We start from the raw sequence: 20,288 nt of genomic DNA, 5'->3' as shown, positions 1-20,288 counted from the left end.
ATTGTGGAGCCGGCCCTTGCGCGGGCCGCCGCGCAAAGCCCGATATGCTTGTAGGACGACGGGCCCGGCATCGCCGACCTTCACGCCCGACGTTCCCCACCGCCGATGACCCACCAAGAGACGCCCGAAGCCGCCCCGCCGGCCCCGCCCCCCGCCATGGGCCCGCTGCGCGCGCGCTATGGCGAACGCTACCGCTGGTACCTGCTGCTGTCGGTGATGGTGGGCACGATGGCCTCGATCATGTCCTCGACCATCGTCAACGTGGCGATCCCCGGCATGAGCCACCACTTCTCGCTGGGCCAGGAGCGCGCCCAGTGGGTGAGCTCGGGCTTCATGGTGGCGATGACGGTCTCGATGCTCACCACGCCCTGGCTGCTGGGGCGCTACGGCTACCGGCGCACCTATGTGGGCACGATGCTGCTGCTGCTGGCCGGCGGCATCGCGGGCGGCATGGCCAACGATTTTTCGCTGGTGCTGCTGGCGCGCGTGGCCGAGGGCCTGGCCGCGGGCGTGGTGCAGCCGATCCCCGCGATCATCATCCTGCGCGCCTTCGAGCCCCACGAGCAGGGCCGCGCGAGCGGCATCTTCGGCATGGGCGTGGTGCTGGCGCCGGCCATCGGCCCGAGCATCGGCGGCGTGCTGGTCGACCTGTTCGGCTGGCGCTCGATCTTCTATATGGTGGTGCCGTTCTGCCTCGCCTCGCTGTGGCTGGCCTACAGGTTCGTGCCGACCACCGCGCCCGGCGGCGCGGTCGCGGCGCGCAGCGGCGGGCTCGACGTGCGCGGCCTCGCGCTCGGCACCGTGGGCACGCTGTGCCTGCTCAACGGGCTGGTGGCGCTGCGCGGCGATTCGCCGCTCGAGGCGGCCGCGCTGCTGGGCGCCGCGCTGCTCTCGTTCGGCGTCTTCGTCTGGTGGCAGCGGCGGCTGGCGGCCGCGGGCGGCACGCCGCTGATGAACCTCGCGCTGTTCGGCTACCGCCAGTTCGCGATGGGCAGCGTGGTCGCCTTCATCTACGGCACCGCGCTGTTCGGCTCCACCTACCTGCTGCCGGTCTACATGCAGGTCGGGCTGCACCTGTCGGCCTCGCACGTGGGCACGATCCTGCTGCCGGCGGGCTTCGTGCTGGCGGCCACCATCGCGGGCGTGGGCCGGCTGGCCGACCGGCAGCCGACCTGGGCGCTGGTGAGCATCGGGCTGGCGCTGCTGGCGGCCTCGTTCGCGCTGATGATGCTGCTGCGCGCCGACAGCGCGCTGTGGCTGCTGGTGGCGTTCGCGATCGTCGGGCGCATCGGGCTGGGCTTCATCCTGCCCTCGCTGAACCTGGGCTCGATGCGGCCGCTGGCCAAGCCGCTGATCCCGCAGGGCGCGAGCGCGATCAACTTCGTGCGCATGCTCGGCGGCGCGGCCGGCGTGAGCCTGTGCGCGATCGTGCTCGAGTGGCGGCTGGCGGCGCACGGCGATTCGCTCGCCAACCCGCAGACCAGCCCGGCGCGGCTGGCGGCCTTCGACGAGGTGTTCGCGATGCTGGCCGGCCTGTGCGCGCTCGCGATCTGCGCGGCCTGGCAGCTTCGCATCCGCGCGAATCCCGGCGACGCGCCCCGCAAGCCGGGGTAAACCCCTGCGGGCAAACGGCCGCCCATCGATTTCAATTGTTATCAGTTGTATCGATTGGACGGTTTTCTCCCATGCATCGTCGGAACTTCATGGCCGCCTCGGCGGCCGCGGCCAGCCTTGGCCTTTTTTCCGTGGCCCGCGCGGCCGAGAACGGGGTCACGGACACCGAGGTGGTGCTCGGCCACACCGGCATCCTCAGCGGCCCGCTGGGCGCGCCGATCAAGGTGGTGATGGCCGGCGCGGGGCTGGCCTTCGACGCCGTCAACGCGCAGGGCGGCGTCTCGGGCCGCAAGATCCGGCTGGTGTCGCTCGACGACGAACTCTCGCCCGAGAAGGCGGTGGCCAACTACGAGAAGCTGCTCGGCGAGCACCGCGCGTTCGCCTTCTTCGGCTGCGTCGGCTCGGCCACCACCGCGGCCGCGGCCAAGGTGCTGTCGCAGAGCGGCGCGCCGATGGTCGCGGGCTATGCGGTGTCGGATTCGGCGCGCGAGAAGGTCATGGGCTCGGGCTACTTCGTGCGCGCCACCTTCGCGCGCGAGGCGCAGGCGCTGGTGCAGCACCTCACGACCATCGGCGTGACGCGCATCGCCTCGGCCTGCCTCGACAACCCGGGCGGCGCCGAGGTCACGAAGCTGGTCGAGGCCGCGCTCGCGGCGCACCAGCTCAAGCCGGTGGCGGCCGTGGCGGTCAAGGGCGACGGCTCGACCAACGCCGCCATGGGCAAGGCGCTGGCCGACAGCAAGGCGCAGGCGGTGATCATGTACCTGGGCGGTGCCATCGGCGGCGAGGTGATGAAGAGCGCCTGGGATGCCGGCGGGCGCCAGATGTTCTACGGCATGTCGATCGTGCCGGGCGACGTCACGGCCAGGCTGGTGGGCGACAAGACCAGCGGGCTGGCGATCTCGCAGGTGGTGCCCTATCCCTGGAGCGAGGTCGAGCCGGTGGCGCGCGACTACCGCCAGCTCGCCGAGCGCGCCAAGGTCGACATCGGCTACCTGAGCTTCGAGGGCTACGTGAACGCGCTGGTGATGATCGAGTCGCTGCGCCGCGCCGGCCGCGACCTCACGCGCGCGCGGCTGCATGCGGCGCTCAAGGCGATGAAGCTGCGCATCGCCGGCATGGAGCTCGACTTCACCGGCGCCAGCAACACCGGCTCGCGCTTCATCGAGATGGTCCGCGTGACCAAGGAAGGCCGCTTCCTGCGCTGACGCGGAAGCAAACCCGGGCGCTCGGGTAAGCGGGGGCGGTGTCTAATGGCCCCATGTGTCAATTGCTAGGGATGAACTGCAACACGCCGACCGACGTGACCTTCAGCTTCACGGGGTTCGCGCAGCGCGGTGGCCGCACCGACCACCACGCCGACGGCTGGGGCATCGCCTTCTTCGAGGACCGCGGCCTGCGCCATTTCGTCGACCACCAGCCGGCCTGCGAGTCGCCGGTGGCCGAGCTGATCCGGCGCTACCCGATCCAGAGCCGCAACGTCATCGCCCACATCCGCAAGGCCACCCAGGGCGAGGTCAACCTGCAGAACTGCCATCCCTTCGTGCGCGAGCTGTGGGGCCGCTACTGGGTGTTCGCGCACAACGGCGACCTGAAGGACTTCCGCCCGCGGCTGCACGGCAACTTCCACCCGGTGGGCAACACCGACAGCGAGCACGCCTTCTGCTGGCTGATGCAGGAGCTCGCGAAGTCGCATGCGGGCGTGCCCAGCGTCGAGGAGCTCACGCTCACCTTGCGCGAACTCGCGCCCCAGCTCGCGCGGCATGGCACCTTCAACTTCATGCTCTCGAACGGCCAGGCGCTGTGGGCCCATGCCTCCACGAACCTCTGGTACGTGGAGCGGCGCCATCCCTTCGTGACCGCGCAGCTGTCGGACGAGGACCTCGAGATCGACTTCGCCCAGCACACCACGCCCCACGACCGCGTCGCGGTGGTGGTGACCGCGCCGCTGACCACCAACGAGGAGTGGACGGCGTTCGAGCCGGGCGAGCTGCATGTGTTCGTGGACGGGCAGCGCTCGGGGCACTGAAGCACCGGCCGCCGTGGCCTGCCGGCAACGGGTTGGCTGACGCCAGGCCGATGGCCCTGCAAACGAAACGTTTTTTCTGACACATTTTCGCAACATTGCAAGAAAGTATCGGTGGGAGGGCCCGGGGCGATAACAATAACGGTTCTCATTTGCGTGAATACGAACCGTCCATGCCCGCCTCCCCCGCCCTTCTCCGCGCCAGCCTCCGCCCGACCGTCGCCGCGACGCTGCTCGTCCTCCATGCCCTGACGGCCTCGGCGCAGACTGCCGCGCCGGCCCCGGCCCAGCCGGCCGCCGCACCGGGCGCTCCCGGCGCCGCGCTCGCCACCATCACCGTCGAAGCGAGCGCCGACGCCTCGGCCGAAGGCCTGGCCAAGCCCTACGCCGGCGGCCAGGTGGCGCGCGGCGGCCGCGCCGGCATCCTGGGCACCCGGGACATGATGGAAACGCCGTTCTCGAGCAACAACTACACCAACGAGCTGATCCAGAACCAGCAGGCCCGCAGCGTGGCCGACGTGCTGCAGAACGACCCCTCGGTGCGCGTGGCGCGCGGCTTCGGCAACTTCCAGGAGTCCTATTTCATCCGCGGCTTCATCGTCAATTCCGACGACATCGCCTACAACGGCCTGTACGGCCTGCTGCCGCGCCAGTACATCGCCTCCGAGCTGTTCGAGCGCGTGGAAGTGTTCCGCGGCGCGAGCGCCTTCCTCAACGGCGCGGCGCCCACGGGCGGCGGCATCGGCGGCACCATCAACCTGTTGCCCAAGCGCGCGCCGAACGAGCCGCTCACGCAGTTCACGCTCGGCACCGCGAGCGGCTCGCAGTCCTATGCCGCGACCGACATCGCGCGCCGCTTCGGGCCCGACGACAGCGTGGGCGTGCGCCTGAATGCCGTCCACCGCGACGGCGGCACGGCGGTGAACGGCGAAAGCGTCAAGCTCGACGCGCTGGCGGTCGGCCTCGACTGGCGCAGCCGCGACGCGCGCATCTCGGCCGACATCGGCCACCAGGAGCACCGCCTGCGCAACACGCGCCCCAACGTCACGCTCGGCAGCGCCGTCACCGTGGTGCCCAAGGCGCCCGACAACGACACCAACTTCGCCCAGCCCTGGACCTATTCCTACGAGCGCGACACCTTCGGCTCGGTGCGCGGCGAATACGACATCACGCCGAACATCACGGCCTGGGCCGCGGCCGGCGCGCGCAGCAGCTACGAGAACAACTCGCTCGCGGGCCCGACGGTGTCCAACGGCCTGACCGGCGCCTTCACCACCAGCCGCTTCGACAACACGCGCGAGGACAAGGTCAAGACCGCCGAGCTCGGCGTCCGCGGCAAGGTGCGCACCGGCAGCGTGGGCCACGAGTGGGTGCTGGGCTACTCCTACTTCGACCTCGAAAAGAAGAACGCCTACGGCCTGGGCCTGGGCACCGGCGGCACGCTCGCCAGCAACATCTACTACCCGCGCGGCTACCTGCCCACGCAGCTCACCTACCTGGGCAACAACCTCGCGAGCCCGCGCCTGAACGGCACCATCACGCTCAAGAGCGTGGCGATCGGCGACACGATGTCCTTCCTGGACGACCGCCTGCTCGTCACGCTCGGCGTGCGCCGCCAGTCGATCGAGACCAGCGACATCAGCTACCAGATCGTGAGCGGCGGCCGGCTGACCTCGGCCGGCGGCGCCGTCACCTCGTACGACCAGAGCCGCACCAGCCCGGTGGCCGGCATCGTGTTCAAGGCGCGCGAGGACCTGTCGGTCTACGCGAACTACATCGAGGGCCTGTCGCCCGGCGAGAGCGCTCCCGCGCAGTCGAACGGCCAGCCGGTGCTCAACGCCGGCCAGTCGCTGCGTCCCTACGTGTCGAAGCAGAAGGAAATCGGCGTCAAGTACGACGCCGGCCGCATCGGCGGCAGCCTGGCGCTGTTCAGCACCGCCAAGCCGCGCGCCTTCGTGGCCAACGGCTCGTTCCAGGCCGGCGGCGAGGACCGCCACCGCGGTGTCGAGCTCAACGTCTTCGGCGAGGCGACCAAGGGCCTGCGCGTGCTCGGCGGCGTGACCTGGCTCGACGCCAAGCAGAAGGAAACGGGCAGCCTCACCACCGACGGCAAGCGCGTGATCGGCGTGCCGAAGGCGCAGGGCAGCATCGGCGTCGAATGGGACGTGCCGGGCGTGCAGGGCCTGTCGCTCAACGGCCGCGTCGTGACCAGCGGCTCGAGCTACGCGGATGCGATCAACACGCTGCGCGTGCCCGGCTGGACGCGCCTGGACGTGGGCGCGCGCTACGTCACCGAAGTCGGCAACGGCAAGCTGCTGACCCTGCGCGCGCGCATCGAGAACGTGGCCGACCGCAGCTACTGGGCCTCGGTGGGCGGCTACCCGGGCTCGGGCTACCTGGTGCTGAGCAACCCGCGCACCTTCAGCCTGTCGGCCACGGTCGACTTCTGATCGGCGATCCCGGCTTCCTCGGGATCAAGAAAAGGCGCCCGGGGCGAAGACCGCCCCGGGCGCCTTTTTCATGGCCCTCAGGCCGCCTGCGCCAGATGCGCCTCCAGCGCATCGATGAACATCGCCGGCACGTCGAAGCCGGTCTGCTCCGTGATCTCCTGGAAGCAGGTCGGACTGGTCACGTTGATCTCGGTCACCGAGTCGCCGATCACGTCGAGGCCGATCAAGAGCAGCCCGCGCGGCGCGAGCGCGCGGCCCACGATCTCGGCGATCTCGCGGTTGCGCGGCGTGAGCGGCTGGGCCACGCCCTTGCCGCCGGCCGCGAGGTTGCCGCGCACCTCGGTGCCCTGCGGGATACGCGCCAGCACGAAGGGCGCGGGCTCGCCCGCGATGATCAGGATGCGCTTGTCGCCCTCGACCACGTCGGGCACGAAGCGCTGCACCATGATGGTCTCGGCGCCGTCCTTGTTGAGCGTCTCGACGATCGAGCCGAGGTTCAGCGCGTCCTGCTTCACGCGGAAGATGCCCATGCCGCCCATGCCGTCGAGCGGCTTCAGGATGATGTCGCCGTGCTGCGCATGGAAGTCGCGCACCGCCTGCGCGCTGCGCGTGACCAGCGTGGGCGCGGTGAACTGCGGAAACTCCATGATCGCGAGCTTCTCGGGATGGTCGCGCAGGGCGCGCGGCTTGTTCACCACGCGCGCGCCCTCGCGCTCGGCCTGCTCGAGCAGGTGGGTGGCGTAGATGTACTCGGCGTCGAAGGGCGGGTCCTTGCGCATCAGCACGGCATCGAAATCGGCCAGCGCCTTGGTCTCGACGATGTCGACGGCGTACCAGTCCTTCGGGTCGCCGGTCAGCGTGACCTGGCGCACCGTGGCCGTGACCTTGCCGCCCGACACCCACTGCAGGTCCTGCGGCAGGCAGGCCGCGATGCGGTGGCCGCGGCGCTGGGCCTCGCGCATCATCGAGAAGGTGGTGTCCTTGTAGATCTTGAAGTGATCGAGCGGGTCGGCCACGAAGAGGATGTTTTTCATCAGGAGGTCTTTCCGGCGCCCGGCGGGGCCGCCATGTTGCTGCTGTCGGTCGCGATGTTGCCGGAAGCGGCGAGGCCCTGGCCGGCCGGGGCTTTTGGCGGGCCCGGCCGCCTGCCCAGCCGCTGCACCGCGAGCGCGAACGCGCCCGCCACCACGCCCCAGAAGGCCGAGCCGATGCCGGCGATGGTCACGCCCGAGAGCGTGACCAGGAAGGTGATCAGCGCGGCCTCGCGGTGCGGCTCGTCGCGCACCGCCGCGGCCAGCCCGCCGCCGATGGTGCCGAGCAGCGCGAGCCCCGCGATGGCCGCCACCAGCTCCTTCGGGAAGGCCGTGAGCAGCCCGGTCACGGCCGCGCCGAACAGGCCGATCACGACGTAGATCGCGCCGCAGCTCACGGCCGCGGTGTAGCGCCGCGCCGGGTCCTCGTGGGCTTCGCGGCCCATGCAGATCGCGGCGGTGATGGCGCTGAGGTTCAGCGCGAAGGCGCCGAAGGGCGCGAGCACCAGCGTGGTCAGGCCGCTGATCGTGATGAGCTTGCTGACCGGCAGCTCGCCGTAGCCGGCGGCGCGGATCGCCGCCACGCCCGGCAGGTTCTGCGAGGCCATGGTGACGACGAACAGCGGCAGCGCCAGACTCACGATCGCCTGCCAGTGGAACACCGGCATGACGAACACCGGCCAGGTCAGCGAGAAATGCACCGCCGACCAGGCGAGCTCGCCGCGCGCGGCCGCGAAGGCGATCGCCACCAGCAGCGTGAGCGGCACCGCGTAGCGCGGCAACCAGCGCTTGCCCACGAGGTAGGTGGCCAGCATCAGCAGCACCAGGGGCAGCGCGGTCTGCGCCGCGGTGAAGGCCGCGAGGCCGAAGCGCGCGAGCACGCCGGCCAGCAGCGCCGAGGCGATGGCCATCGGGATCCGGTTCATCGCGCGCTCGAACCAGCCGGTGGCGCCGGCCAGCACGATCAGCAGCGCGCAGACGACGAAGGCGCCGACCGCCTCGCCCATGCCGTGGCCCGCGCCGGCCACCGCCAGCACCGCGGCGCCGGGCGTGCTCCAGGCGATCATCACGGGCTTGCGCCACCACAGCGAGGGCAGCATCGAGGCCAGCCCCATGCCGATGCCCAGCGCCCACATCCACGAGGCCACCATCTCGGGCGTGGCGCCGAAGGCCTGCGCGGCCTGGAACACGATGGCCACCGAACTCGTGAAACCGACGAGCACGGCGACGAAGCCGGCGGTGAAGGCGGAAAGGCTCAGGTCCTTGAAGAAACGCATCGCGCGATTGTGCCGGGCCGGTCGCGCCGGGCCGTCCCGGCGGCGGGATGGTCAACAATTTTCCACCGATATGTCGACCATCGGGCACGCACCTTGCAGGCGATCCGCGCATGACGACACGCTGGCCCGAACTGCTGCCCTCGCACGACCGCTTCGACTACCGGCCGATCACGCGCCGGCCCGACTACCGCTGGCCCAACGGCGCGCGGCTCGCGGTCTACCTAGGCTTCAACATCGAGCACTTCGCCTTCGGCGACGGGCTGGGCGCCTGCCTCGGCCCGGCCTCGCCGCAGCCCGACGTGCTCAACCACGGCTGGCGCGAATACGGCAACCGCGTGGGCGCCTGGCGCTGCCTCGAGCTGTTCGATGCGCTCGCCTTGCCCACGGGCGCGCTGGTCAACACCGCCCTTTACGACCACTGCCCGGAACTGGTGCAGGCGCTGGTGGCACGCGGCGACGAGCTGATCGGCCATGGCCACAGCAACGCCGAGCGCCAGGGCGCGCTCGGCGAAGACCACGAGCGCGCGCTGCTGGTGCGCTGCCGCGAGCGCATGGCGCGCGAGAGCGGGCAGGCGCCCGCGGGCTGGCTGTCGCCATGGATCTCCGAGAGCCCGCTCACGCCCGACCTGCTGGCCGAGACCGGCTACGGCTACACGCTCAACTGGTGCCACGACGACCAGCCGGTGCGCATGCGCACGCGCGGCGGCGGCTCGATCTGGTCGGTGCCCTATCCGCAGGAGCTCAACGACATCCCGATGATCGTGGGCCGGCTGATGGACGCGAAGGACTTCTGCGCGATGGTGCTCGACAACTTCGAGGAGATGCGCGTGCAGTCGCGCGCCCAGCCGCTGGTGATGGGCCTCGCGCTGCATCCCTACATCGTGGGCCAGCCCTACCGGCTGCGCCACCTGCGCGGCGTGCTGACGCAGCTGGCGCTCGCGCGCGACCGCGGCGAGATCTGGTTCACAACACCCGGCGCGATCGCGGCGCACATGGGGCAGCTCGCGCGGGAACGGCCAGCGGACTTCGACTGAAAGCGGACAGCCGAACGCAGAAGAACGCCCAAAGCGCGCAGAGGTCGCGACTTCTGCGTTCGGCTGTCCGAATTCAGATCTCTATCTTCGACCCCAACTCCACCACCGCGTTGTTCGGCAGCCCCAGGAAGGCCGCCGCGCCGCTCGCGTTGTGGTGCATCTGCGCGAACAGCTTCTCGCGCCAGGGCGCCATGCCGCTGCCCAGCGTGGGGATCACGACGTCGCGCGAAAGGAAGTAGCTGGTCAGCATCGGCTCGAGCTGGCAGCCGCGCAGGCGCGCGTTGTCGAGCGCGCGCGGCAGGTCGATGTCGTTCTTGAAGCCGTAGTGCACGATCACCTGCCAGCAATGGCGGCCCAGCGGCTCGATCTCGATGCGCTTGTCCATCGGGATCCACGGCACCTCGTGGTTGCGCACGGTGACGAACAGGTTCTGCTCGTGCAGCACCTTGTTGTGCTTGAGGTTGTGCAGCAGCGCATTGGGCACCACGCCGGGCTCGGCCGTGAGGAACACGGCGGTGCCGTCCACGCGCACCGGTGGATTCTCGAACACCGAGTCGAGGAAGGCCTTCAGCTCGATGGCATCGGAGCGCTGCACCTCGCCCATGAGGCGGCGCCCTTCCTTCCAGGTGATCATGAGCATGAACACCGCGCCGCCGATCACCAGCGGGAACCAGCCGCCCTCGGGCAGCTTGAGCAGGTTCGACGCGAAGAACATGAAGTCGATGAAGAAGAAGGCCGCGGTCGAGGCGATGCACAGCGCCAGCGGCAGCTTCCAGGCGTAGCGGATCACGAAGAAGGTCAGCACCGTGGTGATCAGCATGTCGGTGGTCACGGCGATGCCGTAGGCCGCGGCCAGGCTGCTCGAGGAGCGGAACATGACCACCGCCAGCACGATCGCCACGAACAGGCCCCAGTTGACCAGCGGGATGTAGATCTGGCCGGCCGTGCGCACGCTGGTGTGCTCGATGTTCAGGCGCGGCAGGTAGCCGAGCTGGATCACCTGGCGCGTGACGCTGAAGGCGCCCGTGATGAGGGCCTGCGAGGCGATCACCGTGGAGGCGGTGGCCAGCAGCACCAGCGGGATCAGCGCCCACTCGGGCGCCATCATGAAGAACGGGTTCTTCACGGCCTCGGGATTGGCCAGCAGCAGCGCGCCCTGGCCGAAGTAGTTGAGGATCAGCGCCGGCATCACCACGGTGAACCAGGCAATGCGGATCGGTGCCTTGCCGAAGTGGCCGAGGTCGGCGTACAGCGCCTCGGCGCCGGTCACGCACAGCACGATGGCGCCCAGCAGGATGAAGCTGGTGCCGGGGTTGTCCCAGATGAACTTGAGCGCGTAGAACGGGCTCAGGGCCTTGAGGATCTCGGGATGGTCGACGATGTGCCACACGCCGAGCACCGCCAGCGAGAGGAACCACACCAGCGTGATCGGCCCGAAGAAGCGGCCGATGCCCGCGGTGCCGTGCTTCTGCACCGCGAACAGGCAGAACAGCACCACCAGCGTGATCGGGATCACGTAATGCTTGAAGTGCGGCGACACCACCTCCAGGCCCTCGACCGCCGAGAGCACCGAGATCGCCGGCGTGATCACCCCGTCGCCGTAGAACAGCGAGGTGCCGAAGATGCCGATCACCAGCAGCAGGTGGCGCAGCCGCGGCTTGTCGGCCACGGCGCGCGAGGCCAGCGCCAGCATCGCGACCAGGCCGCCCTCGCCCTCGTTGTCGGCGCGCAGCACGAGCACCACGTACTTGAGCGAGACGATGGTGGTGAGCGTCCAGACGAACATCGAAAGGATGCCGTAGACGTTCTCGACGGTGAAAGGCACGTGGCCGTGGCCGAAGACTTCCTTGACGGCGTACAGCACGCTGGTGCCGATGTCGCCATAGACGACGCCGATGGCGCCGACGATCAGGCCGGCGGAGAGGGATTTGGGGGCTGACACGAGGTCGATGGGAAAAGGGCCGGCGGCTCGCGATGACGACGCATCAGGTATGCCAGGGGGCGTGCCCGGGCGGACGGTGCTTCCGCCGCGCCTCGATCCTCGCCCTCGCCGCCCTTCGATTTCCGTTGCTGTGGGGCCGCTATTCTGCCGTCACCCGCGCGGGCCGCAAACACGGCGGGCGGTGGGGGTCATTCGTAGACTTCGGCATCCGGGTCGGTGGCTTCCATCTCGTAGCTGGCGGCGACCATCGCGAGACGTCCGACCACGCCGTACATGTAGAAGCGGTTGGGCGCGCTGGCGCCGGGCTTGGCGCCGGGCTGCGGCAGGTGCGCGCTCTCGGAGAAGGCCAGCGGCACGAAGCTCGCGCCCGGCAGCTTGAGGTTCTCGTCGGGCGCGCTGTCGGCATGCACGCGGTAGAAGCCGCCGACCACGTAGCGATCCATCATGTAGACCACGGGCTCGGCCACGCCGTTGTGCACGCGCTCGTTGGTCAGCACGCCCTCCTGCACGATGATCTCGCCCGGTTCGCGGGCACCGGCCGGCCGGGCGGCCGCGCCGCGCGCCTTGCCCACGAGGCCCTCGACCTCCTTGGCGTCGCGCACCGTCAGCACGCGCGGGCCCTCGGCGCCGCTCTGGCCCTTGACCACCACGAAGGGCTTCTCGTTGATGCCGTATTCCTTGTACTTGCGGCGCACCTTGGTCAGCACCGCGTCGACGTGGCTGGTCAGCACGTCGAGGCCGCGGCCCTCGGCGAGGTCGACGCCGTCGGCGCGCGCATAGATCGGGTTGATGAGCCAGGGATCGATGCCCAGCAGCTTGCCGAAGCGCTTGGACAGCTCCTCGTAGCTGTGCAGGTGGTTGCTCTTGCGGCGCACCGACCAGCCCGCGTGCAGCGGCGGCAGCAGGTACTGCTCGTGCAGGTCCTCGAGGATGCCGGGCGTGCCCGCCGAGAGCGCGTTGTTCAGCAGGATGGTGCAGGGGTCGAAGTTCTTCAGGCCCAGGCGGCGCTTGGTGCGCACCACCGGCTCGAGCGTGACGACGTCGCCGTGCGGCAGCTCGATCTTCTTGGGCGACTTGATCGCCGGATCGATCGAGCCCACGCGCACGTTGAGCCCGGCCATGTGGAAGATCCGCACCATCTGCGCCACGTTGGCCAGGTAGAAGCTGCTGTTCTTGGCGTTGTTCTCGGGGATCACCAGCAGGTTGCGCGCCTCGGGACAGATCTTCTCGATCGCGGCCTGCGCGGCCTGCACCGCCAGCGGCAGCATTTCCTTGGTGAGGTTGTTCCAGCCGCCGGGAAAGAGGTTGGTGTCGACCGGCGCCAGCTTGAAGCCCGCGTTGCGGATGTCGACCGCGCTGTAGAAAGGCGGCGTGTGCTCCATCCACTCGAGCCGGAACCAGCGCTCGATGGCGGGCATCGAGTCGAGCACCCGCTGCTCCAGTTCGTTGATCGGGCCGGTCAAGGCTGTGACGAGATGCGGAACCATGCGGCGGCCTTCTTTGTTTTCTACTTAACGGTATGCGGGATTCTAGGATTTGGGGACACGAACCCCGATGACAAGCACCATGGCCTACGTGGAATCCACACGCGCCGCCGGTGCGAAGGGCACCGCAAGGCGCCCGTCGCGCCCCCTCAGGTCCGGACTTCGCCCTGCCCCAGCACCACGTACTTGAGCGAGGTCAGCCCCTCGATGCCCACCGGTCCGCGGGCGTGGAACTTGTCGGTGCTGATGCCGATTTCGGCCCCGAGGCCGAACTCGAAACCGTCGGCGAAGCGTGTGCTCGCATTGACCATGACGCTTGCCGAATCGACCTCGCGCAGGAAACGCTGGGCATTCACGTGGTCGCGCGTGACGATCGCGTCGGTGTGGTGGCTCGAATAGTGGTTGATGTGCGCGATGGCCTCCTCGAGGCCCGCCACCACCTTGATGCTGATCACCGCGGCCAGGTATTCCTCGGACCAGTCGGATTCCACCGCATCGACCACCTTTGCTCCCGGATCGATAGCACCATCGGCGCGCAGGATCTGGGCCGCGGCCGGATCGCAGCGCATCTCGACGCCCTTGGCGGCGAAGATGGCGCCGATCTTCGGCAGGAAGTCCTCGGCCACCGAGGCCGCCACCAGCAGGCCTTCGGCGGCATTGCAGGGGCTGTACTTCTGGGTCTTGGCGTTGTCGACGATGCGCAGCGCCATGCCGAACTCGGCCGTGTCGTCGACGTAGACGTGGCAGTTGCCGTCCAGGTGCTTGATGACCGGCACCTTGGCGTCGCGGCTGATGCGCTCGATCAGGCCCTTGCCGCCGCGCGGGATGATCACGTCGACGAACTGCGGCATCGCGATCAGCTGGCCCACGGCCTCGCGGTCGGTGGTCTGCACCAGCTGCACCGCCTCCACCGGCAGGCCGGCCTCGGCCAGTGCCCCGGACACCAGCAGCGCCAGCGCCTTGTTCGACTCGATGGCCTCCGAGCCGCCGCGCAGGATGGCGGCGTTGCCCGACTTGATCGCGAGGCTCGCGGCCTCGATGGTCACGTTGGGGCGGCTCTCGTAGATCATGCCGAAGACGCCGATCGGCACGCGCATCTGGCCGACGCGGATGCCGCTGGGCTGCTGCTTCATGCCGATGATCTCGCCGATCACGTCGGCCATGCCCGCGAGCTGCTCGCAGCCGAGGGCGACGGTCTCGATCACCTTGGGACCGAGCTTCAGGCGGTCGACCATCGGGGCCGACAGGCCCGCGGCCGTGGCGCGCTCGAGGTCCTTCTGGTTGGCCGCGGCCAGCACCGGGCCGGCTTCGCGCAGGCGCCGGGCCAGCGCCTTCAACGCTACGTTTTTGGTAGCTGCATCCGCACGCGCCATGAGGGCGGCGGCCGTTTTTGCCTGCAGACCCAGGGTCTGCATGTGTTCACTGACATTGAACGCGTTCATGGGCGGCATTTTCCCACGCCAACCCTGCGGGCGGCTGACGCCGGGAATTCAGGCGCGGCGCGGTGCCGCGGCGCCACCGTTGCCGCAGGCGCGGCACAGCATCAGCGCCAGCCGCTGCAGCGCCTGCCAGCCGCCGGCCGGCCAGTCGGGCTGCTTCAGGCCCTTGACGATGCCGTCGACCAGGTGCGCCGCGCGCAGCAGCCGCGCCAGCATGCGGTCGTCCAGCCGCGGCAGCACGCGCTCGAAGGCGCGCTCGCGCGGGCCCCAGATGCGGTTCTCGCGCAGCGCCATCGGCAGCGGCCGGCCCGCGGCCATCGCATCCTTCACGCGCTTGAGCGCGCGGATGTCCTCGGCCAGCGTGTAGTGCACCAGCACCTCGGCGTCGCCCTCGGCCTGCAGGCCGTCGAGCATGCGCGCCACGCGCTGCGGGTTGCCGCCGAGCACGGCCTCCGACAGCTTGAAGACGTCGTAGCGCGCGACGTTGTTGACCGCGCCCTCGACCTCCTCCCAGCCGAGCTCGCCCTCCGGATGCAGCAGCGCGAGCTTCTGGATCTCCTGGTGCGCCGCGAGCAGGTTGCCCTCGACGCGGTCGGCGAAGAACTGCAGCGTGCGCTGGCCCTCGTCGCCGGGCTTCACGCGCTGGCCCTGCAGCGCGAGCCGCTGGGCGATCCACTGCGGCAGCGCGGCGCGCTCGATCGGGTCGACCTGGATGCTGGCGCCGTGGTTCTCGAGCGCCGAGAACCAGGCGCCGGTGCGCGTGGCCTTGTCCAGCCGCGGCAGCATCACCAGCGTGAGCGTGCCTTCGTTCGAGGCCGCGCCCTCGGCGATCTGCTGCAGCGCGACGCTGCCGTCCTTGCCGGGCTTGCCCGAGGGAATGCGGATCTCGACCATCTGCTTGTCGGCGAACAGCGAGAGCGAGCCGCCGGCCGCGAGCACCGCGCTCCAGTCGAAGTGCGCGCCGGCCACGGTGTACGAGCTGCGCTCGGTATGGCCCTGCGCACGCGCCGCCGCGCGGATGGCGTCGGCCGCCTCCTGCGCGAGCAGCGGCTCGTCGCCGTGGATCGTGTAGAGCGGCTTCAGCCCCTTCTGCAGGTGGGCCGCGAGCTGGGCGCTGGCGAGCTGCATCGCGTCAGCGGCCGCTCACAGCGTCTTCACCGCCCCGAGGCGGCGCACCAGCTGCTGCGCGATGTCGACCTGCATGTCGCGGAACAGCAGGTCGGCCTCGCCTTCCTTGGCCAGCGCGTTGGTCTCGTTGAAGGTCAGGTCGCGCGTCTGCATGAGCTCGGTGGCCGCCAGCAGGTCCTTGCCGCCCTGCGCGTGCAGGCGGAAGCGCACCTTGAGCACGAGCTGGATCTCGCGCAGCAGGCCGACCGAGTTGGTCGACACCACCAGCCGCTCGCGGTCCTCGCCGAGGATCTCGAGCACCGCCTCCGCGGTCTTGTCGTCGCCCGGCAGCAGGGTCACCGTGCCGGCCGCGCGCAGGTTGCGGCGGATCTGGTTGACCAGCGCCGAATTGCCCGAGACCGCGATCGACTTGAAGGCGAAGACCGGCGGCTTGCGCAGCTCGAAGCCGCAACCGGCCAGGCCCAGCGAGGCGCCGCCGGCGGCCAGGCCCAGGAGGAAGCCGCGGCGCGGCAGCGAGACAGTGCGGATGTTCATGCTTGGCTTGTTCAAATGACCACGTTGACCAGGCGGCCCGGCACCACGATCACGCGCTTGGCGCTCGCGCCCGGCGCGAAGGTGGTGAAGTCCTCGCAGGCCAGCGCGAGCTTCTCGATCTCTTCCTTCGAGGCGCCGGCCGGCACCAGCAGCTTGCCGCGCAGCTTGCCGTTGACCTGCAGCATCAGCTCGATCTCGTCCTGCGCCAGCGCATCGACGTCGACCGTGGGCCAGGGCGCGTCGAGCAGGGCGCCGAGCGCCTGGTCGTAGCCGAGCTCGGTCCACAGCTGCTGGGCGATGTGCGGCGTGGCGGGATAGAGGCAGCGCAGCAGGATGCCGAAGCCTTCGTGCAGCGCGGCCGCGTCGCCCGCGCTGCCGTCGGGCTTGAAGCCCTCGAGCGCGTTGAGCAGCTTCATCGCGCCCGACACCACGGTGTTGTATTGCATGCGCTGGTAGTCGTAGTCGACCTGGCGCAGCACGGTGTGCACCTCGCGGCGCAGCGCCTGGGCCGGCTTGCCGTAGGCCGGCTTGCCGCCCGCGGGGGCCGCGACGGCGGACTGCGCCGCGCCGAAGTTCCACACGCGGCGCAGGAAGCGGAAGCTGCCCTCGACGGCCGCGTCGTTCCACTCGAGCGTGGCTTCGGGCGGTGCCGTGAACATGGTGTACAGGCGCGCGGTGTCGGCGCCGTACTTCTCGATCAGGTCCTGCGGGTCGACGCCGTTGCGCTCGCTCTTGCCCATCTTGCCGACGCCGCCGTACTCGACCTTGGTGCCGTCGGCCGCGGTGCCGCCGACGATGCGGCCCTGCGCGTCGAGCTCGGGCGTGACTTCCGAGGGCGGGAAGTAGTCCTTGCCGCCCTTCTCGTTGCGCGCGTAGAAGATCTGGTTGAGCACCATGCCCTGGGTCAGCAGCTTGCTGAAGGGCTCGTCGGCCTTCACCAGGCCGAGGTCGCGCATCACCTTGGTCCAGAAGCGCGCGTACAGCAGGTGAAGAATGGCGTGCTCGATGCCGCCGATGTACTGGTCCATCGGCATCCAGTAGTCGGCGCCCTCGGCCACCATCGCCTGGTCGTTCTTCGGATCGCAGTAGCGCATGAAGTACCACGACGAGTCGACGAAGGTGTCCATCGTGTCGGTCTCGCGCCGCGCGGCCTTGCCGCACACCGGGCACACCACGCCGGCGTGGAAGCCCTCGTGCTTGTTCAGCGGATTGCCGGAACCGTCGGGCACGCAGTCGGTGGGCAGCACCACCGGCAGGTCCTTCTCGGGCACCGGCACCGCGCCGTGCTCCTCGCAATGGATGATCGGGATCGGCGTGCCCCAGTAGCGCTGGCGGCTCACGCCCCAGTCGCGCAGGCGCCAGGTGGTCTGCAGCTCGCCCAGGCCCTTCTGGCCCAGCGCATGCGCCACGGCGGCCACGGCCTCCTTGTAGGACATGCCGCTGAAGTTGTCGGAGTTGATGGTCACGCCGCGCTGCTTGTCGCCGTACCAGTCCTGCCACTTGTGATAGTCGAAGTGCGGCTCGTCGTCGACCAGCACCACCTGGATGATCTCGATGCCGTACTTGTTGGCGAAGGCGAAGTCGCGCTCGTCGTGCGCGGGCACGCCCATCACGGCGCCGTCGCCGTAGCCGATCAGCACGTAGTTGCCGACCCACACCGGCACCTGCTCCTCGGTGATCGGGTGCGTCACCGTGAGGCCGGTGGGCACGCCCTTCTTCTCCTGGGTGGCGAGCTCGGCCTCGGTGGTGCCGCCGCTCTTGCACTCCTCGATGAAGGCCGCGACCTTGGGATCGAGCGTGGCGGCATGCGCGGCCAGCGGATGCTCGGGCGCGACGGCGCAGAAGGTCACGCCCATGATGGTGTCGGCGCGCGTGGTGAACACGTACATGCGGCCGTCCTGGATCGGCTGGCCGTCGGCGCCCTTGATGTCATGGGTGAAGGCGAAGCGCACGCCCTCGCTCTTGCCGATCCAGTTCTCCTGCATCAGCTTGACGCGCTCGGGCCAGCCCGGCAGCTTGTGCTGGGTGTGCTCGAGCAGTTCCTCGGCGTAGTCGCTGATCTTCAGGTAGTAGCCCGGGATCTCGCGGCGCTCGACCGTGGCGCCGGTGCGCCAGCCCTTGCCGTCGATCACCTGCTCGTTGGCCAGCACGGTCTGGTCGACCGGGTCCCAGTTCACGACCTGGGTCTTGCGGTAGGCGATGCCCTTCTCGAGCATCTTGAGGAACAGCCACTGGTTCCACTTGTAGTAGCTCGGATCGCAGGTGGCGATCTCGCGGCTCCAGTCGATCGCCAGGCCCATGGCCTGGAGCTGCCCCTTCATGTAGGCGATGTTCTCGTAGGTCCACTTGGCCGGCGGCACGCCGTTCTTCAGCGCCGCGTTCTCGGCCGGCAGGCCGAAGGCGTCCCAGCCCATGGGCATCAGCACGTTGTAGCCGCTCATGCGCAGGTAGCGCGTGAGCATGTCGTTGATCGTGTAGTTGCGCACGTGGCCCATGTGCAGCTTGCCGCTGGGATACGGCAGCATCGAGCAGGCGTAGTACTTCTTGCGGCTCGCGTCCTCGGTCACGCGGTAGGCATCGGCGGCGCTCCATTGCGCCTGGGCAGCGGACTCGACGTCGCTGGGTTTGTAGCTGGGGTTCATGACGGGGTTCGGCAGGAGCCCGGCGCGGGGCGGCCGGGAAGGCGGATTATCGCGCCCCGGCCGCCCGGCTCCCGCCGGGCCGGGCCATTCAGCGGGCTTTGGGTGCCGGCCGCCGGTCGGGCGGCGGCGCGGGGGTCCATTCGTCGCCGTACAGCTCGGGCTCGGCGTAGGCCTCGATGTTGGCGAAATGCCGCTCGAAATCCTCGCGGTAGAACAGCCCCGCGATGCCCGCGGCCAGCCGCTTGGCGCCGTCGCTGATGGCCGGGATGTCGCCCGAGACCGTGCCGTGCGAGAGCGCGGCCGGATAGCAGAAGCAGTGGATGCGCGCGAGGCCCGGGCAGGCGCCCGCCACCCGCTCCTCGAACTCGAACGCCGGGCCGAGGTCGGGCGAATCGGCCAGCTCCTGGTCCTCGTCGCCGGGCGCGGGCACGAAGCGTTCCTTCCAGGTCCGCACATGGGGCGCGATGGCGGCGAACTCGGGGCGCGCCGCCCAGTCGACCTTGAAGCCGGTCGAGACGATCAGGAAGTCGAACTCGAAATCCGCGCGCGGCGTCGCCACGCGGATCGCGCCGTCGCCGGCCAGCGCCACCGCCTCGACCGGGCAGCCGAAGTTGAAGAAGGCGTTGGCGAAGCGCGACACGCGCAGGGTGCTGCCGTGCGGCGGCGGCACGTTGAGCCGGTTGATGTAGTGGCGCACGCGCCACTTGTTCTCGTCGGGCAGGTCGTAGTGCCCCTGGGTCAGGCCCGGCACGCCGGCGCCCTTGCCCTTGTTGACGCGCGGCAGGTCGGGGCGGCGGATCAGCAGCTCGACGCTGCGCGCGCCGGCCTCCAGCGCGGTGGCGGCGCTGTCCATGGCCGAGGAGCCCGCGCCGATCACGCCCACGCGCAGCCCGGCCAGCCGGCCGTAGTCCATGGCGTCGGACGAATGCGCCCAGCGCTCGCGCGGCAGCCCGGCCACGAAATCCGGCACCGCCGGGCCGCCGAGGCCGTCGCGCCCGGTGGCCAGCACCACGCGGCGCGCGAACACGCGCCGCGCGCCGGCGGGCGTGCGCAGGTCCAGCCGCACCAGCGCGCCGCCGGCCTCGGGCACGATCGCCGTGACCGCGCTGTCGTTGCGCACCTCGAGCGCCATCGCGCGCCGGTACCAGCGCAGGTAGTCCATCCATTGCAGCCGCGGGATCTTGTCGAGCGCGGCCCAGGCGGCGCCGCCGTGCTGGGCCTCGAACCAGGCGCGGAAGCTCAGCGCCGCGAGCCCCAGCGCCGGGCCGGTGAGCTCCTTCGGCGAGCGCAGCGTCTCCATGCGCGCGGTGGTGGCCCAGGGCCCCTCGAGACCTTCGGGCGCGCGGTCGAACACCACGGCGTGGATGCCGTGGTTCGCGAGCGCGGCCGCCGCGGCCAGCCCGGCCTGCCCGCCGCCGACGATGGCCACGTCGAGCACCGCCTCGCCCTCGTGTTCGCAGGCCGGCATCCAGGCGCGGGCGCGCCAGCCCAGGATGTCGAGGTCGCGCGCGAGCCGGCGCTCGAGCGCGGGCAGCCCTTCGGCATCGGAGGCGGGGGGCGGGGAACCCGCGTTGGCGTGGGGAATCGTCTCTGTCATGGAGCGCGTGCAGTGTAGAGAGTCGCGGGGCGCGCACGAGCGTACCGCTGGCCCGGATTTCGCATGCCACAATGATTTCAGACCAAGGGA

Annotated in this window: 14 protein-coding genes; 5 read left to right on the top strand and 9 right to left on the bottom strand. The window is 70.0% G+C overall.

Features of this window, described 5'->3' with window-relative positions:
- Positions 1-105: 105 nt before the first annotated feature.
- The 4 genes from AC1HIL_RS07140 (at position 106) to AC1HIL_RS07125 (ending at position 6,090) form a co-directional block, all read left to right on the top strand.
- On the top strand, positions 106-1,614 hold the full coding sequence (locus tag AC1HIL_RS07140) for an MFS transporter (protein WP_479671468.1): 1,509 nt from the start codon (positions 106-108) through the stop codon (positions 1,612-1,614).
- A 71-nt stretch (positions 1,615-1,685) separates the two neighbouring features.
- Entirely contained in the window at positions 1,686-2,822 is a 1,137-nt protein-coding gene (locus tag AC1HIL_RS07135) for an ABC transporter substrate-binding protein (protein ID WP_422099766.1), read from the top strand.
- Between the two features lie 53 nt (positions 2,823-2,875).
- A complete protein-coding gene (locus tag AC1HIL_RS07130) occupies positions 2,876-3,643 on the top strand; it encodes a class II glutamine amidotransferase (protein WP_057593847.1) in 768 nt (255 codons plus the stop codon).
- A gap of 170 nt (positions 3,644-3,813) precedes the next feature.
- On the top strand, positions 3,814-6,090 hold the full coding sequence (locus AC1HIL_RS07125) for a TonB-dependent receptor (protein WP_479671467.1): 2,277 nt from the start codon (positions 3,814-3,816) through the stop codon (positions 6,088-6,090).
- A gap of 77 nt (positions 6,091-6,167) precedes the next feature.
- Here the strand turns inward: AC1HIL_RS07125 and gshB are convergent, their stop codons facing one another.
- Positions 6,168-7,124 carry a glutathione synthase gene (gshB, locus tag AC1HIL_RS07120; RefSeq protein WP_261209465.1) on the bottom strand — a complete coding sequence of 319 codons (957 nt, stop codon included), beginning with the start codon at positions 7,122-7,124 and terminating at the stop codon, positions 6,168-6,170.
- Positions 7,124-8,398 (bottom strand): benzoate/H(+) symporter BenE family transporter, encoded by a 1,275-nt coding sequence (locus tag AC1HIL_RS07115; protein ID WP_479671466.1) that lies wholly within the window; start codon positions 8,396-8,398, stop codon positions 7,124-7,126. The genes gshB and AC1HIL_RS07115 overlap by 1 nt, the downstream gene beginning before the upstream one ends.
- 110 nt (positions 8,399-8,508) lie before the next feature.
- Between AC1HIL_RS07115 and AC1HIL_RS07110 the strand changes: the two genes are divergently transcribed.
- Positions 8,509-9,432, top strand: a complete 924-nt coding sequence (locus tag AC1HIL_RS07110; protein WP_479671465.1) for a polysaccharide deacetylase family protein — start codon at positions 8,509-8,511, stop codon at positions 9,430-9,432.
- 73 nt (positions 9,433-9,505) lie between these two features.
- On the opposite strand, the gene AC1HIL_RS07105 is transcribed toward AC1HIL_RS07110, so the two are convergent.
- From AC1HIL_RS07105 to AC1HIL_RS07075, 7 genes are all read right to left on the bottom strand, one after another.
- The gene (locus AC1HIL_RS07105) at positions 9,506-11,374 is read right to left on the bottom strand and encodes a potassium transporter Kup (protein ID WP_057593843.1); all 1,869 of its coding nucleotides are present in this window, start codon (positions 11,372-11,374) and stop codon (positions 9,506-9,508) included.
- Positions 11,375-11,562: 188 nt separating this feature from the next.
- Positions 11,563-12,861 (bottom strand): glutamate--cysteine ligase, encoded by a 1,299-nt coding sequence (gene gshA / locus AC1HIL_RS07100; protein ID WP_057593842.1) that lies wholly within the window; start codon positions 12,859-12,861, stop codon positions 11,563-11,565.
- 146 nt (positions 12,862-13,007) lie between these two features.
- Positions 13,008-14,300: a glutamate-5-semialdehyde dehydrogenase gene (locus AC1HIL_RS07095; protein ID WP_413761651.1), complete on the bottom strand. Its 1,293-nt coding sequence runs from the start codon at positions 14,298-14,300 to the stop codon at positions 13,008-13,010.
- A 48-nt stretch (positions 14,301-14,348) separates the two neighbouring features.
- The gene (gene holA / locus AC1HIL_RS07090) at positions 14,349-15,425 is read right to left on the bottom strand and encodes a DNA polymerase III subunit delta (RefSeq protein WP_479671464.1); all 1,077 of its coding nucleotides are present in this window, start codon (positions 15,423-15,425) and stop codon (positions 14,349-14,351) included.
- Positions 15,426-15,440: 15 nt separating this feature from the next.
- The gene (locus tag AC1HIL_RS07085; protein ID WP_057593840.1) at positions 15,441-15,959 is read right to left on the bottom strand and encodes an LPS-assembly lipoprotein LptE; all 519 of its coding nucleotides are present in this window, start codon (positions 15,957-15,959) and stop codon (positions 15,441-15,443) included.
- A gap of 11 nt (positions 15,960-15,970) precedes the next feature.
- A complete protein-coding gene (gene leuS, locus AC1HIL_RS07080; protein WP_479671463.1) occupies positions 15,971-18,601 on the bottom strand; it encodes a leucine--tRNA ligase in 2,631 nt (876 codons plus the stop codon).
- Positions 18,602-18,689: 88 nt separating this feature from the next.
- Entirely contained in the window at positions 18,690-20,198 is a 1,509-nt protein-coding gene (locus tag AC1HIL_RS07075; RefSeq protein WP_479671462.1) for a SidA/IucD/PvdA family monooxygenase, read from the bottom strand.
- Between the last annotated feature and the right edge of the window lie 90 nt (positions 20,199-20,288).

The sequence above is a fragment of the Variovorax sp. ISS6 genome (assembly GCF_056523145.1).
The sequence above is the reverse complement of the archived record's forward strand: the minus strand, read 5'-3'. Positions and strand labels throughout refer to the sequence as shown.